We start from the raw sequence: 15,549 nt of genomic DNA, 5'->3' as shown, positions 1-15,549 counted from the left end.
GCCCGAGTGCCAGGAAACCCCCGGCCAGTGTACGGCCGGGCCCGTCGCTCCTGGCAAGGAGGCGGACCCGCTAGCGTCGGTGGCATGCACATCGACGAGGCGGTCTGGGCGGCTCAGGGGTGGGAACGGCTCGCGGACGGAGTGGGCCGCCGACGGCTCCCCACCTGGGACGCGACCACCGGACTGGTCGTGGGGGAACGGGCCGTGCTGCTGTACGACACGGGCGCCACGCTCGCCGAGGGCGCCGAGATCCGGGCCCAGGCGGAGGCGATCACCGGCGGCCGGCGCGTGACGCACATCGCACTCGGACACCCCCACTTCGACCACGTCCTCGGCACGGCGGCCTTCGCCGGCGTGGAGGTCTTCGGCGCGGTCGGCACCGACGAGCTCCTCGCCTCCGCGCGGACCCGCGAGGAGCTGTACCGGGACGCGGTACGGCACGGGGCCGACGAGCGGGCCGCGGCGGAGGCGGCGGAGGCACTGGTGGCCCCGCGCCACACCGTGACCGGCGAGTGGACCCTCGACCTGGGCGGCCGGCAGGTCCTCCTCGCCAACGTGGGCCCCGCCCACACCGGCCACGACCTGGTCCTGCTCGTCCCCGGCGAGCGCGAGACGGTCTTCTGCGGCGACCTGGTCGAGGAGTCCGGCGAGCCCCAGGCGGGCCCGGACGCGGTCGGCGCCCGCTGGCCCGACGCCCTCGACCGCCTCCTCGCCCTGGGCGGCGAGGACGCCCTGTACGTCCCCGGCCACGGCGCGACGGTCGACGCCGCCTTCGTACGACGCCAGCGCGATGAACTGGCACGCCGCTTCCAGGTGTCGTAGCGTCCCCGAAATGCGCAGCTACAACCCGGACCTGACGCCTCCTTGGAAGAAGCAGGCCCCCGCCCCCGAGGTCCCGGCCGACCAGGACCTGGTGGTCGAGGAGGTCGCGACGGGCTTCTGCGGGGCGGTGATCCGCTGCGAGGCGGGCACGGTGACGCTGGAGGACCGCTTCGGCAAGCACCGGGTCTTCCCGCTGGAGCCGCGCGGCTTCCTCCTGGAGGGCCGCGTGGTGACCCTGGTCCGCCCCGCGTCCGGCGGACCGGCCCGCCCCACCCGTACGGCCTCCGGCTCGATCGCCGTCCCCGGCGCACGCGCGCGCGTGGCGCGGGCGAGCCGCATCTACGTGGAGGGCCGCCACGACGCGGAGCTCGTCGAACGCGTCTGGGGCGACGACCTGCGCGTCGAGGGCGTGGTGGTGGAGTACCTGGAGGGCGTCGACGACCTCCCCGCGATCGTCGCGGACTTCGCCCCGGCCCCCGACGCCCGCCTGGGCGTCCTGGTGGACCACCTGGTCCCCGGCTCCAAGGAGTCCCGCATCGCCGCCCAGGTCACCTCCCCCGACGTCCTGGTCGTAGGCCACCCCTACATCGACATCTGGCAAGCGGTGAAACCCTCGGTCCTGGGCATCCGAGCCTGGCCCGAAATCCCCCGAGGCCAAGACTGGAAAACAGGCACCTGCCACTCCCTGGGCTGGCCCGCCGACAACACGGGCGCGGTCTGGCAAGCGATCCTCAAGCGCGTAAAGAGCTACAAGGACCTGGAACCAGCCCTCCTGGGCAAGGTAGAACACCTAATCGACTTCGTAACGGCGGACTAGCCGCCGCCCTCCCCCACCCCGTTGTGGGCATGCGTTCCGCCGGGGCGGAACGGGTGGGCACAACGGAACGGCGCGCTAGGCCGCGCCCAGGCTCACGCGCCCGAACCTCAATCCACCAGATCCCGCACCACAGCATCGGCGAGCAACCGCCCCCGCAACGTCAACACAGCCCGCCCGGCAGCGTAAGGCCCCGCATCAAGCAGCCCCTCGTCCCGCGCCCGCGCCGCCGCCGCAAGCCCCTGCTCCCGCAGCAACTCCAACGGGCACCCCTCCCGCAACCGCAACTCCAGCAGAATCCGCTCGACCCGCCGATCCTCCTCGCTCAGCAGCTCCCGCCCGGCACCCGGCGACTTCCCGGCCCCCAGCGCCGCCGCGTACGCCCCCGGATGCTTGACGTTCCACCACCGCACCCCGCCCACGTGCGAGTGGGCGCCGGGCCCCGCGCCCCACCAGTCGGCGCCGCGCCAGTACAGCTCGTTGTGGTGGCACCGCCCCGCCTCCGAGGTGGCCCAGTTGGAGACCTCGTACCAGGAGAACCCGGCCTTCTCGAACGCCTCCTCGGCGATGAGATACCGGTCCGCGTGCACGTCGTCGTCGGTCATCGGCACCTCGCCCCGCCGGATGCGCCGCGCCAGCTGCGTACCCTCCTCGACGATCAGGGCGTACGCGCTCACATGATCGGGCCCGGCTCCGATGGCCGCGTCCAGCGAGGCACGCCAGTCGTCGTCGGACTCGCCGGGGGTGCCGTAGATCAGGTCCAGGTTGACGTGCTCGAAGCCCGCCGCCCGCGCCTCCGCGACGCACGCCTCGGGCCGCCCCGGCGTATGGGTCCGGTTGAGGATCTTGAGCACGTGCGGCCGGGCGCTCTGCATGCCGAAGGAGATCCGGTTGAAGCCCCCGGCCCGCAGCTCCTCCAGATACGCGGGGTCCACGGACTCCGGATTCGCCTCGGTCGTCACCTCGGCGTCGTCCGCGAGCCCGAACTCGTCCCGGATCGCCGCCAGCATCCGTACGAGGTCCCCGGCGGCGAGCAGCGTGGGCGTGCCGCCGCCGACGAACACGGTCCGCACGGGCCGGGGGTCGTCGCCGAGCACCTTCCGCGCCAGCCGGATCTCCTCGGCGACCTGTCCGGCGTAGTTGTCCCGGGAGGCGAGCACGCCCCCGGCACCGCGCAGCTCGCTCGCGGTGTACGTGTTGAAGTCGCAGTAGCCGCACCGCGTGGCGCAGTACGGCACGTGCAGATAGAACCCGAGCGGCCGCTCCCCGGCCCCTTCCAGGGCGCGCGCGGGCAGCGCCCCGTCCTCGGGCATGGGCTCACCATCGGGCAGTACGGAAGGCATGGGGTCCATTGTCCCGCACTGCCCGGGGTGACCGCGGGCCGCTCCTGATCAGGCCTCGCGCGAGCCCGTGTACATCTCCTCGATGAGCTCCTTGTACTCGCGCTCCACGACGGGTCGCTTCAGCTTCAGGGAGGGGGTGAGCTCGCCGTGCTCGATGTCGAGGTCGCGGGGCAGGAGGCGGAACTTCTTGATCGTCTGCCAGCGCTGGAGGCCCTCGTTGAGCCGGTCGACGTAGCCCTGGACCATCTTCTGGGTCTGCGGGGCGGCGACGATCTCGGCGTAGGACTTGCCGGCGAGGTCGTGCTCGGCGGCCCAGCCGAGGAGGGCGGGCTCGTCGAGGGAGATGAGGGCGGTGCAGTAGTTCCGGTCGGCGCCGTGGACGAGGATGTTGGAGACGAACGGGCAGACGGCCTTGAACTGGCCCTCGACCTCGGCGGGGGCGATGTACTTGCCGCCGGAGGTCTTGATGAGGTCCTTCTTGCGGTCGGTGATCCGCAGGTAGCCGTCGGCGGAGAGCTCGCCGATGTCGCCGGTGTGGAACCAGCCGTCGGCCTCCAGGACCTCGGCGGTCTTCTGGGGCAGGCCGTGGTAGCCCTCCATGATGCCGGGGCCGCGGAGCAGGATCTCGCCGTCGTCGGCGATGCGGACCTCGGTGCCGGGGAGCGGCTTGCCGACGGTGCCGGTGCGGTACGCCTCGCCGGGGTTGACGAAGGAGGCGGCGGAGGACTCGGTGAGGCCGTACCCCTCCAGGATGTGGATGCCGGCGCCGGCGAAGAAGTAGCCGATCTCGGGGGCGAGGGCGGCGGAGCCGGAGATGCAGGCGCGCAGCCGGCCGCCGAAGGCTTCGCGGATCTTGGCGAAGACGAGGGCGTCGGCGACCTTGTGCTTGGCGGTGAGGCCGAAGGGCGCGGAGGCGGTGCCGGTGCGGCGGAAGTTGTCCTGGGTGGCCTTGGCGTACTCGCGGCCGACTCCGGCGGCCCACTGGAAGATCTTGTACTTGGCGCCGCCGCCGGCCCGGGCCTTGGCGGCGACCCCGTTGTAGACCTTCTCGAAGATGCGGGGGACGGCCGCCATGTAGGTCGGCTGGACCACCGGCAGGTTCTCGATGATCTTGTCGACGCGGCCGTCGACGGCCGTGACGTGTCCGACCTCGATCTGGCCGGAGGTGAGGACCTTGCCGAAGACGTGGGCGAGCGGCAGCCACAGGTACTGGACGTCGGCCTGGGTGACGAGGCCGGTGGCGGCGATGGCCTTGGCCATGTACGACCAGTTGTCGTGCGGCAGGCGGACGCCCTTGGGGCGGCCGGTGGTGCCGGAGGTGTAGATGAGGGTGGCGAGCTGGTCGGCGGTGATCGCGGCGACCCGCTCCCTGACCGCCTCGGGGTGCTTCTCCAGGTACGCGGCTCCGCGCGCCTCCAGGTCGGCGAGGGTGAGGACCCACTCGTCGGAGGTGTCGGCGCCCTCGGCGTCGATGACGACGACGTGGTGGAGGCCGGGCAGGTCGGCGCGGCGCTCGACCGCCTTGGCGAGCTGGGCGGCGTCCTCGGCGATGAGCACCTTCGACTCGGAGTCCGAGAGGATGAAGGCGGACTCGTCGGCGTTGGTCTGCGGGTAGACCGTGGTGGTGGCGGCGCCGGCGCACATCACGCCGAGGTCGGCGAGGATCCACTCGACCCGGGTGGACGAGGCGAGGGCGATGCGTTCCTCCGGCTGGACCCCGAGGTCGACCAGTCCGGCGGCGATGGCGAAGACGCGCCGCGCGGCCTGGCCCCAGCTGAGCGACTTCCAGTCGTCCGGCCCCGTGCCGGAGGCCGGGGGCACCGGGTAGCGGTACGCCTCCGCGTCGGGAGTGCGCTCGACCCGTTCCAGGAAGAGCGCCGCGACGGAGGGCGGCCGGTTGTCGATCTGGGTCTGGTTGTCGCTCACGTCGTCCTCCGGGCGGCGGCAGTGCCTGTTGGCGGTGCAACTACGGATGCGGGACTCATACACGCACGAATGCGTAACTAACTCACGAGTAACCTTCGGGGGGCTTCAGATTAGAGCGCCGACGTCCGGTACGTAAGGGCCTGTGGATAACGAACGGGTCCGCGCGCCGGAGGCACGCGGACCCGTTCATGTCGGCCGAACTGACTACTTCTTGCTCTTGCCGCCCGATTCGTCGCTCGACAGCACGGCGATGAAGGCCTCCTGCGGCACCTCCACCGAGCCGACCATCTTCATGCGCTTCTTGCCTTCCTTCTGCTTCTCCAGCAGCTTCCGCTTCCGGGAGATGTCACCGCCGTAGCACTTGGCGAGGACGTCCTTGCGGATGGCGCGGATGGTCTCGCGGGCGATGACCCGGGAGCCGATCGCGGCCTGGATGGGCACCTCGAACGCCTGCCGCGGGATGAGCTCGCGCAGCTTGGCGACGAGCCGGACACCGTACGCGTAGGCGGCGTCCTTGTGGGTGACGGCGGAGAACGCGTCGACCTTGTCGCCGTGCAGCAGGATGTCGACCTTGACCAGGCTGGACGCCTGCTCGCCGGTGGGCTCGTAGTCGAGGGAGGCGTACCCGCGCGTCTTGGACTTCAGCTGGTCGAAGAAGTCGAAGACGATCTCGGCGAGGGGCAGGGTGTAGCGGATCTCCACCCGGTCCTCGGAGAGGTAGTCCATGCCGATCAGCGTGCCGCGCCGGGTCTGGCACAGCTCCATGATCGCGCCGATGAACTCGCTGGGGGCCAGGATCGTGGCGCGTACGACGGGCTCGTACACATCGTCGATCTTGCCCTCGGGGAACTCGCTCGGGTTGGTGACCGTGTGCTCGCTGCCGTCCTCCATGACCACGCGGTAGACCACGTTGGGGGCGGTGGCGATCAGATCGAGGCCGAACTCGCGCTCGAGCCGCTCCCGGATGACGTCCAGGTGGAGCAGGCCCAGGAAACCGACGCGGAAGCCGAAGCCGAGCGCGGCGGAGGTCTCCGGCTCGTAGACCAGCGCGGCGTCGTTGAGCTGGAGCTTGTCGAGCGCCTCGCGGAGGTCGGGGTACTCCGAGCCGTCCAGCGGGTAGAGGCCCGAGAAGACCATCGGCTTCGGGTCCTTGTAGCCGCCGAGGGCCTCGGTCGCACCCTTGTGCAGGGAGGTGATCGTGTCACCGACCTTGGACTGGCGGACGTCCTTCACACCGGTGATCAGGTAGCCCACCTCGCCGACGCCGAGGCCGTCGGACGGCGTCATCTCCGGGGAGGAGACGCCGATCTCCAGGAGCTCGTGGGTGGCGCCGGTCGACATCATCTTGATGCGCTCGCGCTTGTTGAGCTGCCCGTCGACGACGCGGACGTACGTGACGACGCCCCGGTACGAGTCGTACACGGAGTCGAAGATCATCGCGCGGGCGGGCGCGTCGGCGACGCCGACCGGCGCCGGCACGTCCTTGATGACCCGGTCCAGCAGCGCCTCGACACCCATGCCGGTCTTCGCGGAGACCTTGAGCACGTCCTCCGGCTGGCAGCCGATGAGGTTGGCCAGCTCCTCGGAGAACTTCTCCGGCTGGGCGGCCGGCAGGTCGATCTTGTTGAGGACCGGGACGATCGTGAGGTCGTTCTCCATCGCCAGGTAGAGGTTGGCGAGGGTCTGCGCCTCGATGCCCTGGGCCGCGTCGACCAGCAGGATCGTGCCCTCGCAGGCGGCCAGCGACCGCGAGACCTCGTACGTGAAGTCGACGTGCCCGGGGGTGTCGATCATGTTGAGGATGTGCGTACGTCCCTGCTCCGGCCCCTCGGTGGGGGCCCAGGGCAGCCGGACCGCCTGGGACTTGATCGTGATGCCGCGCTCACGCTCGATGTCCATCCGGTCGAGGTACTGGGCGCGCATCTGCCGCTGGTCGACCACACCGGTCAGCTGGAGCATCCGGTCGGCGAGCGTGGACTTGCCGTGGTCGATGTGCGCGATGATGCAGAAGTTGCGGATCAGAGCCGGGTCGGTACGGCTCGGCTCGGGCACGTTGGTAGGAGTCGCGGGCACGCAGGGTTCTCGTCTCGGGGCGGTGTTCGGAACGGATACGTAGCCCCCATCGTCCCATGCCCACGGCCGGGCGTCCGGTTCGGGCGTTCCGCGAACTCGTCAGGACGGCGTAAGGGCCTCGCGGGGACCTCGCCGGGGCCTCGTTTGGGCGGGCGGGAGGGCGCCTGATACCGTGGACAGCTGTGTCTCGTGTGCCCTCTCAGCCGCGTGGCACATCCTGAAGAAACATCGAACCTGTAAAGGCTCTTTCAGTGGCGAACATCAAGTCCCAGATCAAGCGGAACAAGACCAACGAGAAGGCGCGCCTGCGCAACAAGGCCGTCAAGTCGTCGCTCAAGACCGCGATCCGCAAGGCCCGTGAGGCTGTCGCCGCCGGCGACCTCGAGAAGGCCACCGTGGCCGCTCGCGCCGCCTCGCGTCAGCTCGACAAGGCTGTCTCGAAGGGTGTCATCCACAAGAACGCCGCCGCCAACAAGAAGTCGGCGCTGGCGGTCAAGGTTTCCTCCCTCCAGGGCTGAGACCGGATCTCCTGATCTCAGGCTGTACCCCGGCCGCACGGGACCCAGCGGACCCTCTCTACCGCTCCCGTCCGGCCACCCGGCCCGTACGCGATACGCGTTCGCCACGCGTGTACGGGACCACAAAGCAGTAGGACGAAGGCCCCGGGCCGCTCCTTCCCCAGGAGCACCCGGGGCCTTCGCCGTACCCACTCCCAGGCGTGGCGGCCCCCCCCGACGGGGGCCGCACAGTGCGGGGGAGGTGCGGGGGGGGTGTGTCAGTTGCGGCGCATTCTGGCGGCGCGGGCTACCGCCACGACCGCCTTTTCCAGGGCGTACTCGGGGTCGTCGCCGCCGCCCTTCACGCCCGCGTCCGCCTCGGCCACGGCCCGGAGGGCGAGGGAGACGCCGTCGGGGGTCCAGCCGCGCATCTGCTGCCGTACGCGGTCGATCTTCCACGGCGGCATGCCCAGCTCGCGCGCGAGGTCGGCCGGCCGGCCGCCGCGGGCGGAGGAGAGCTTGCCGATGGCCCGTACGCCCTGCGCGAGCGCGCTGGTGATGAGCACGGGCGCGACACCGGTGGACAGCGACCAGCGCAGCGCCTCCAGCGCCTCCGCCGCCCGCCCCTCCACGGCCCGGTCGGCCACGGTGAAGGACGATGCCTCGGCCCGCCCGGTGTAGTAGCGCCCGACGACCGCCTCGTCGATCGTCCCGTCGACGTCCGCCGTCAGCTGCGCCACCGCGGAGGCCAGCTCCCGCAGGTCGCTGCCGATGGCGTCGACGAGCGTCTGGCACGCCTCGGGCGTGGCGGACCGCCCGAGCGTCCGGAACTCCTGCCGCACGAACGTCAGCCGCTCCGCGGGCTTCGTGGTCTTGGGGCAGGCCACCTCCCGCGCCCCCGCCTTGCGCGCCGCGTCGAGGAGCCCCTTGCCCTTCGCGCCGCCGGCGTGGAGGAGGACGAGCGTGATGTCCTCGACGGGCGCGTCGAGGTACCCCTTCACGTCCTTCACGGTCTCCGCCGAGAGGTCCTGCGCGTTCCGCACGACCAGCACCTTGCGCTCGGCGAAGAGCGAGGGGCTGGTGAGCTCGGCGAGGGATCCCGGCTGGAGCTGGTCGGGGGTGAGGTCCCGTACGTCCGTGTCGGCGTCGGCGGCCCGCGCGGCCGCCACCACCTCCCGGACGGCACGGTCGAGGAGCAGGTCCTCCTGACCCACGGCGAGCGTGACGGGGCCGAGGAGGTCGTCGCTGGAAGTCTTTCTGGTGGCCATCGCGATCCAGCATCCCACGCCCCACCGACAGCGCCCCCGCTCCCGCCGCCGACGCCGACAGCCGCCCGGCGCCGAAGGCCGCCCCGGCACCGACAACCGACCCGGCGCCACCGGCCGCCCCGCCCCCGGGCGAGAATGGCCGGGTGAGTGAACGACACGTACTGGTGCTCCCCGACCGCGACGCCGCCGAGGAGCTGGCCCAGGAGCTGACCGCCCGGTTCGGTGTGGCCGAGGAACCGCAACTGGTCCGGGACGCGCTGGCCGGCGAGGACGACGCCGAGGACGCCCAGTGGCTGGTGGTGGTCGAGGACCCGGACGGCCGTCTCGACCCGACCGCGCTGGACGACTTCGCCGCCGAGTACGAGGGCTGGCTGGAAGCCCCCTAGCCCGCGGCCTTCCGCACGATCTGGACGTCCAGATCGATGGCGATGCTGGAGCCGACGGCGGCGATGCCCCGCGCGAGCAGCGTCTGCCAGGTGAGGGTGAAGTCCTCGCGGTGGAGCTCGGTGGTGGCCCGGCAGGCGCCGCGGGTCTCGCCCTCCAGCCCGCTGCCGATGCCCAGGTACTGCGTGTCCAGCGTGACCGTACGGCTCACACCGTGGAGGCTGAGCGCGCCCGCGACGTTCCAGCGGCTGCCGCCCCGGTGGGTGAAGCGATCACTGAAGAACTCGATGGTCGGATGGACACCGACGTCCAGGAAGTCCCCGGAGCGCAGATGGTCGTCGCGCATCTGGACACCCGTGTCGATCGACGCCGCGTCGATGACGACGTGCATCGCCGAGTGCTCCATGCGCTCGGCGATCCGTATCGCCCCGGCGAAGCTGTTGAACCGCCCGTGGATCCGCGCCAGCCCGATGTGCCGGGCGGTGAAGCCGATCTGGGAGTGGGTGGGATCGATCTCCCAGTCGCCCGGCTCGGGCAGCGGCGGCTGCGGCGCGACCTGGAGCATCACGTCCCCGAGGTCCGCGTGGGCACCCTGGTCGACCACGGCGGTGGCGTGATGCGGCGTGTACCCGTCGGAGGTCACGGCGATCCGGTACTCACCGGCCGGCACGGTGGCGAGAAGGGTGCCGTACGGGTCCGTCTCCCCCCCCAGCACCCTGCGCCCCGCCGCGTCGGTGAGCGCGAACTCGGCCTGCCGCAGCGGCTCGTGCACGGGGTCGAGCACCCGGCAGCTCAGCACTCCCGCCGAGGCCGGCACGGCGAACCCGGCGAGGGCCCCGCCCCGGCCGCCGCCGCCACCGTTCCCCCGCTTGCCGAAGAGACCACCGAACATTCTCCACGCACCCCCGTGCGACTCGTTCACTATGCAACGAGTTCGCATTCGATCACCCCTGGGGCGTTCGAGGCAAACGCGGCCTTATTACCGACGAGTCCGAATTACGGATTCCGCTTACCCTTCTCCTTGTACGACCGGCGCGGCCGGCACGACGGGCGCGACCGGCACGACGGGCACGACGGGCACGACGGGCAGCTCGTCCAGCACGATGCCGAACAGCTCCCGGTACGCCTCGCGCAGCTCCTCGTCCGTACCGAGCTCCCGCTCCGTGCGCTCGCCCGCCACGGTCCGGTACAGCTTCCGGCCCGCGATGCTGACCCGGCCGTCCTCGGTGAGCCGCGAGCAGATCACCCCGCGGGTGAAGTGGGACTCGGGCGAGGTCCGGTGGTACCAGGCCCCGGCCTCGAAGTCCGCGAGCACCCGAGGCCGCGACTCCAGCCGGTACTGCGGCTTGCCGTCCCGCAGCACATCGAGGTCCCCGTCCGCCCCCGGGAGCTCCCGGATCACGAAGACCCCCGAGGGATCGGCCTGCTCCCCGCGCTCGTCGAAGGCGAGCGGGTGGTGGCTGTGGTCCCCGAAGCCCACGTCGGCCAGCCACCTCCCCCCGTCCGCGTCCACCACCAGCAGCGCCATGTGGTCGTACGGGATCCCCACCCGCCCGTCCGGTCCGAGCACCCGCGCCTGGAGCAGCTCGACCCGGTAGCCGAGCGCACGGAGCAGCGCGGCGAACGCGGTGTTCAGCTCGTAACAGAACCCGCCCCGCCGGGCCACGGTCACCTTCTCGACCAGCGCCTTCTCGTCGAGGACGATGTCCTGCCCGAGGTGGATGGAGAGGTTCTCGAAGGGCACGGCCCGCAGGTGCCGCAGATGCAGCTCCCGCAGCGCCCCGGCGTCCGCCCGCTCCGGCCGTCCGGCGCCGATGCGCTCCAGGTACCGCTCCACGGCGGTGTCCGGCAGTCCCCCGGACTCTTCATGATCGGTCATGGGGGCAGTCTGCCCGCTCGCCCCGTGTCAGGGCGCGGTGGCTGCCGGTTCCCGCTCCTGGGTGGGCAGTTCACGCATCCGCGGGAGCGGCGAGGGCAGCAGCCAGAGCACCGCGAAGACGGCGCCGACGGTGGCGACCCACAGGGTGGGGCGGATGCCGATCGCGGTCCCCAGCAGGCCGCCGACGAGGGCGCCGATCGGGCGGAAGCCGTGGTTGAGGGTGCGGAAGGCGCCCATGACCCGGGCGCGCATGGTGTCGGGTATGAGTGCCATCTGGAAGGACCCGGCGGCCACGTCGACGATCATCACGCCGGCGCAGGACAGGAACTCGGCGGCGAACAGGACGCCCACCACGAGGGGCAGCGGCCCGTCCGCCGCGGGTATGAGGACCAGCGGCAGGGTGAAGCCGAGGAAGCCGGCGACGATGGAGCCGCCGATGCCGAGCCGGCGGACGACGGCGCCGCTGCACGCCGCCCCGAGCAGTCCGCCGACGGCTCCGGTGCCGAGCACCAGGCCGAGCAGGCCCGCGCCGAGACCGAGGTCCTTGGTCACGTAGAGCACGAAGAGGGTGTGGAACATGTAGTTGAAGAACTGGACGGTGCCGGAGGCGGCGAAGAGCGCCCGCATCGACGACTCCCGCAGCACCCACCGCATCCCCTCCGTGAAGTGCCCCTTCGCTGCGGGCGCTGGGGCGGGCTCGACCGGCCGGATCCTCGCCAGGTAGCCCGCCGACACCAGGTAGGTGACGGCGTCCGCCAGCAGCGCCAGGGGTGCGGTGAGCACCTGCACCAGGATGCCTCCGATACTGGGCCCGGCGAGCCACGCCATCGAACGGCTGCCGTTCACCAGCGAGTTGGCCTGCACGAAGCGCTCGGTGGGGACGAGGGCCGCGAAGAGCGTGGAGTTGCAGACCTCGAAGAGCACCGACAGGGCGCCCACCCCGAAGGCGACGGCGTAGAGCTGGCCGAGCGTCAGCAGGTCGAAGGCGTAGGCGACGGGCAGGGTGACCAGCAGCGCGGCCCGCCCCAGGTCCGTGGCGATCATGATTCGCCGGCGGTCGGCCCGCCGGTCGACCCAGGCCCCGAAGGGCAGGTTGAGGAGCAGGGCCGGGAGGAGTTCGAGGGTCTTGAGCCAGCCCATCTGCGCCGCGTCGGCGCCGAGCACGAGCACGGCGGCGAGGGGCAGGGCCATGAGGGAGATCTGGTCACCGACGAGCGAGACCGTCTGCCCCGTCCAGTAGCGGCGGAACGTCCGCTCGCGCAGCAGCGCCGGGACCCGCGCGGTGAGGGCCATCCCTGTCACTCCTTCTCGTGCTCGGTGTCCGGATCCAGATAGGCGATCTTCATGAAGCTGACGGGCAGCGCGCCCGGCGGCCGGAGCGCCGGGTCGTCCTGGCGGTCCTCGTAGGGGCGGAACAGCTCGTCGATCCGCTCCTTGAGGGAGCTGAGCTCCCCGGGGGTGAGGTAGACCAAGGTGTCCCCGAACGCCTCGGCCTCCCGCCACTCCTTCGGTACGTCCCCCCGGCCGGCGAGGCTCCGCGCGAACCGGGCGAAGTAGAGCTCGGCGGCGGCGATGCTGAGCGCGTCGGTCGCCTGGGCGACCGCCGGGTCCTCACTGTGGGCGGGCCACTCCGTATACCGGGCGGTGGCCTGCCAGGGCTTCTCCCGGCCGCGCCCGCCCGGCGCCTCCTCCACGAGCCCGTACTTGGCGAGTATCCGGAGGTGGTACGAGCAGCTGGCCACCGATTCGCCGGTCAGCTCGGCAGCCCGGGTGGCGGTGAACGGCCCGTGCCGCCGAAGCAGTCCGACGATGGTCATCCGCAGGGGGTGGGCGTAGGCCCGCAGAGCCCGGGGGTCGGTGAGCTCGACGCTGTGGGCCTTCGTGCCCTCGGGCTGCGGTGCGCTGTTCTCCGGCATGATGTAAAGCTATCTATAGAAAGACTCCTTTACAAGCATTCCTTTACAAACGTTTCTTGCTAAGCCCCTCCGGAAGCGCCCCTCCGCAGCCCCGGCCCCTCGCTCCGGTCACCACCCCCGCGCCACGGCCACCAGCTCCCTCCCCGCGCCCGCCACCGCGATCGCCCCGTCCCGGTCGGTCCGCAGCACCCGCGCCCCGCCCGCCCGCAACGCCTCCAGAGTCCGGGGCGAAGGGTGCCCGTATTGGTTGTCCCGACCTGCGGAGACGAGTGCCAGCCGCGGCCGCACCGCCGCGGTCAGCCCCGGGTCCTGGTGCGCGGACCCGTGATGCGCCACCTTCAGCACGTCCACCGCGCCCAGCTCCGGATGCGCTCGCCACAGCGCCCGCTGCGCCGGGGGCTCCAGATCGCCGAGCAGCAGCACGCTCACCCCGCCCGGCCCCCGGACCAGCAGCGTGACGCTCGCGTCGTTCGCCCCGCCGCCCGGCGGCCCCGGCCCGGCGGGCGGCCACAGCACACGCCACTCCAGCGCCCCGGTCCGCCGCCGCTCCCCCGGCTGCGCCCGTACCACCGGCACCCCCGCCGAGCCCGCCACCCGCCGGACGAACTCCGCCTGCCCGGGCGGCTCGTCGAGCCCCGTGGTCTGGATCGCCCCCACGGCCCGCCCCCTCAACACCCCCGGAAGACCGGCCACATGGTCGGCATGGAAGTGCGTGAGCACCAGCAACGGCACATGGCTCACCTCCAGTTCACGCAGACAGCGGTCCACCGCCGCCGGATCCGGCCCGGCGTCCACCACCACCCCCGCGCCCCCGCCGGCCGCGAGCACCGTCGCGTCCCCCTGCCCGACCTGGCACATCGCGAACACCCAGCCCGGCGGCGGCCACCCGGAGATCCAGCGCACCAGCGGCACCGGTCTCGCCACCACGAGCACCAGCAGCACGACCACGCCGACCACCGGCCAGGTCGGATGCCGCAGCCGCCGCACCCCGGCCACCACCGCGACCGTGACGAGCGCCAGCGCCGCCCCTCCCCACCAGCCCCCGGGCCACGCCAGCTCCGCCCCCGGCAGCGCCGCGCCCGCCCGGGCCACCCCGGCGATCCACCCGGCCGGCCATCCCGCCACCCACGCCAGGCCCTCAGCCCCCGCCGCCCACACCGGCGCCACCGCGAGCGCCGCGAAGCCGAACACCGTCGCGGGCGCCACCGCCAGCTCCGCGAACAGGTTCGCCGGAATCGCCACCAGACTCATCCGGGCCGCGAAGACCACCACGACCGGCGCGCTCACCGCCTGCGCCGCCAGCGCGGCGGCCAACGCCTCCGCGAGCCGACCCGGCACCCCGCGCCGCCGCAGCGCCTCGCTCCACCCCGGCGCCACCACCAGCAGCGCCCCGGTCGCCAGCACCGACAGCAGGAACCCGTAACTCCGCGCCAGCCAGGGGTCGTACAGCACCAGGACGAGGACCACCGTGGCCAGCGCCGGGATCAGCGACCTCCTGCGGCCGGTGGCGATCGCCAGCAACGCGACCAGCCCGCACGCCGCCGCCCGCAGCACGCTCGGCTCCGGCCGGCACACGATCACGAACGCCAGCGTGAGCCCCGCCCCCGCCAGCGCGGTGCCGCGCAACGAGAGCCCGATCCGGGGAGCGAGCCCGCCCCGCTCCACCTGCCGGGCCCGCCCCGGACGCCCGATGAGCAGCAGCAGAACAATTGAGAGGTTGCTCCCGGACACGGCCAGCAGGTGCGTGAGGTCCGTCGCCTCGAAGGCGTCCCGCAACTCGGTGCCGATCCGGGAGGTGTCCCCGACGACAAGCCCGGGAAGCAGCGCCCGCGCGTCCGGTTCGAGCCCGTCGGTCGCCGCGCGCAGCCCCGCCCGCAACTCACCGGCCGTCCGCTGGAGCGCGCTCGGCGATCCCACGATCCACGGCGGCCCGGCCCTGGTCTTGAGCACGGCCGCATACGGGTCCCCGGGTTCCCGGGGCGGCGCGAAGCGGGCGGCGACCCGCAGCCGCGTGGACGGCAGCAGCCGCAACCACGCGTCCCGCCCCTCCCCGGGAGGCACGATCAGCAGCACCGGCGCACGGGTCCGCACGTCCACACCGCCCGCCCGCCCCACCCGGACCACCTCGGCGTCCATCACCACCGAGACCGGCACCATCGCCCGCCCGCTCACCCGGGGCCTGGTGAGCCGTGGATCCGAGGTCACCGTCACCTCGGCCCAGGCCCTGCCGTACTCCTGCGCCAGGACCGGCACCGGCCCCCGCCGCAGATCCGCGGCATGCAGCCCCGCCGAAGCGGCCCCCGCCGCCGCGCACAACAACACCCCGGCCGAAGCGGTGGCCCGCAACCTCCACCCCGGCGACCCACCGCCACCACCCCCAGCGCCCGAACCTCCCTCCGAGACGGCATCCCGCCCCCTGGTCAGCCGCCGCGCCACCGCCGGTGTCAGCAACGCCGCCGCCCCGGCCAGACCGAGCCCCACACCGGCGACCACCCACCAGCCCGCAACCCCCAGCGCCACGGCTGCGGCCGCCCAAGCGGCCAGCGCGGGCGGAACGAGCCGCAGATCGACCGGCTCCTCCCTCCACACCCCCTCCTCCCCGGACACGGCCACTCCGGCCTCGTCCC

13 protein-coding genes are annotated in these 15,549 nt (G+C 72.4%); 4 read left to right on the top strand and 9 right to left on the bottom strand.

Translation table 11 applies throughout. The features are described 5' to 3' along the window. Positions 1–84: 84 nt before the first annotated feature. Both ACFXMG_RS06895 and ACFXMG_RS06890 read left to right on the top strand, forming a co-directional pair. On the top strand, positions 85–822 hold the full coding sequence (locus ACFXMG_RS06895) for an MBL fold metallo-hydrolase (RefSeq protein WP_383821775.1): 738 nt from the start codon (positions 85–87) through the stop codon (positions 820–822). Between the two features lie 10 nt (positions 823–832). Further along, positions 833–1,639 carry a DUF3097 domain-containing protein gene (locus tag ACFXMG_RS06890; protein ID WP_383821773.1) on the top strand — a complete coding sequence of 269 codons (807 nt, stop codon included), beginning with the start codon at positions 833–835 and terminating at the stop codon, positions 1,637–1,639. Between the two features lie 107 nt (positions 1,640–1,746). Here ACFXMG_RS06890 and hemW read toward each other — a convergent pair whose 3' ends face one another. The 3 genes from hemW to lepA all read right to left on the bottom strand — a co-directional run bounded on the left by hemW (position 1,747) and on the right by lepA (position 6,978). Next, a complete protein-coding gene (hemW, locus tag ACFXMG_RS06885; RefSeq protein WP_383821770.1) occupies positions 1,747–2,979 on the bottom strand; it encodes a radical SAM family heme chaperone HemW in 1,233 nt (410 codons plus the stop codon). Positions 2,980–3,027: 48 nt separating this feature from the next. Beyond that, on the bottom strand, positions 3,028–4,905 hold the full coding sequence (locus ACFXMG_RS06880) for an AMP-dependent synthetase/ligase (RefSeq protein ID WP_383821768.1): 1,878 nt from the start codon (positions 4,903–4,905) through the stop codon (positions 3,028–3,030). A gap of 204 nt (positions 4,906–5,109) precedes the next feature. Then, the gene (gene lepA / locus ACFXMG_RS06875; protein WP_383821766.1) at positions 5,110–6,978 is read right to left on the bottom strand and encodes a translation elongation factor 4; all 1,869 of its coding nucleotides are present in this window, start codon (positions 6,976–6,978) and stop codon (positions 5,110–5,112) included. A gap of 251 nt (positions 6,979–7,229) precedes the next feature. Here lepA and rpsT point away from each other — a divergent pair, with 251 nt between their 5' ends. Continuing rightward, positions 7,230–7,496, top strand: a complete 267-nt coding sequence (gene rpsT, locus ACFXMG_RS06870; RefSeq protein ID WP_383821763.1) for a 30S ribosomal protein S20 — start codon at positions 7,230–7,232, stop codon at positions 7,494–7,496. 257 nt (positions 7,497–7,753) lie between these two features. Here the strand turns inward: rpsT and holA are convergent, their stop codons facing one another. Then, positions 7,754–8,743 (bottom strand): DNA polymerase III subunit delta, encoded by a 990-nt coding sequence (holA, locus tag ACFXMG_RS06865; protein ID WP_383821760.1) that lies wholly within the window; start codon positions 8,741–8,743, stop codon positions 7,754–7,756. 143 nt (positions 8,744–8,886) lie between these two features. On the opposite strand from holA, the gene ACFXMG_RS06860 reads away from it, so the two are divergent. Next, positions 8,887–9,129 (top strand): hypothetical protein, encoded by a 243-nt coding sequence (locus ACFXMG_RS06860; RefSeq protein ID WP_383821758.1) that lies wholly within the window; start codon positions 8,887–8,889, stop codon positions 9,127–9,129. Here ACFXMG_RS06860 and ACFXMG_RS06855 read toward each other — a convergent pair. The 5 genes from ACFXMG_RS06855 to ACFXMG_RS06835 all read right to left on the bottom strand — a co-directional run bounded on the left by ACFXMG_RS06855 (position 9,126) and on the right by ACFXMG_RS06835 (position 15,535). Then, on the bottom strand, positions 9,126–10,019 hold the full coding sequence (locus tag ACFXMG_RS06855; protein WP_383821756.1) for a YceI family protein: 894 nt from the start codon (positions 10,017–10,019) through the stop codon (positions 9,126–9,128). The two genes, ACFXMG_RS06860 and ACFXMG_RS06855, sit on opposite strands and share 4 nt — an antisense overlap. A gap of 117 nt (positions 10,020–10,136) precedes the next feature. Next, positions 10,137–11,006, bottom strand: a complete 870-nt coding sequence (locus ACFXMG_RS06850) for an arylamine N-acetyltransferase (protein WP_383821754.1) — start codon at positions 11,004–11,006, stop codon at positions 10,137–10,139. Between the two features lie 27 nt (positions 11,007–11,033). Then, positions 11,034–12,299 (bottom strand): MFS transporter, encoded by a 1,266-nt coding sequence (locus tag ACFXMG_RS06845; protein ID WP_383821751.1) that lies wholly within the window; start codon positions 12,297–12,299, stop codon positions 11,034–11,036. A gap of 5 nt (positions 12,300–12,304) precedes the next feature. Further along, complete coding sequence (locus tag ACFXMG_RS06840) at positions 12,305–12,922, bottom strand: winged helix-turn-helix domain-containing protein (protein WP_383821749.1); 618 nt, start codon at positions 12,920–12,922, stop codon at positions 12,305–12,307. 108 nt (positions 12,923–13,030) lie between these two features. After that, positions 13,031–15,535, bottom strand: coding sequence for a ComEC/Rec2 family competence protein (locus ACFXMG_RS06835; protein WP_383821847.1), 2,505 nt, complete (start codon positions 15,533–15,535; stop codon positions 13,031–13,033). Between the last annotated feature and the right edge of the window lie 14 nt (positions 15,536–15,549).

The sequence above is a fragment of the Streptomyces sp. NPDC059201 genome (assembly GCF_042754585.1).
GTDB lineage: Bacteria > Actinomycetota > Actinomycetes > Streptomycetales > Streptomycetaceae > Streptomyces.
This window is presented reverse-complemented; position numbering and strand designations above follow the sequence as displayed.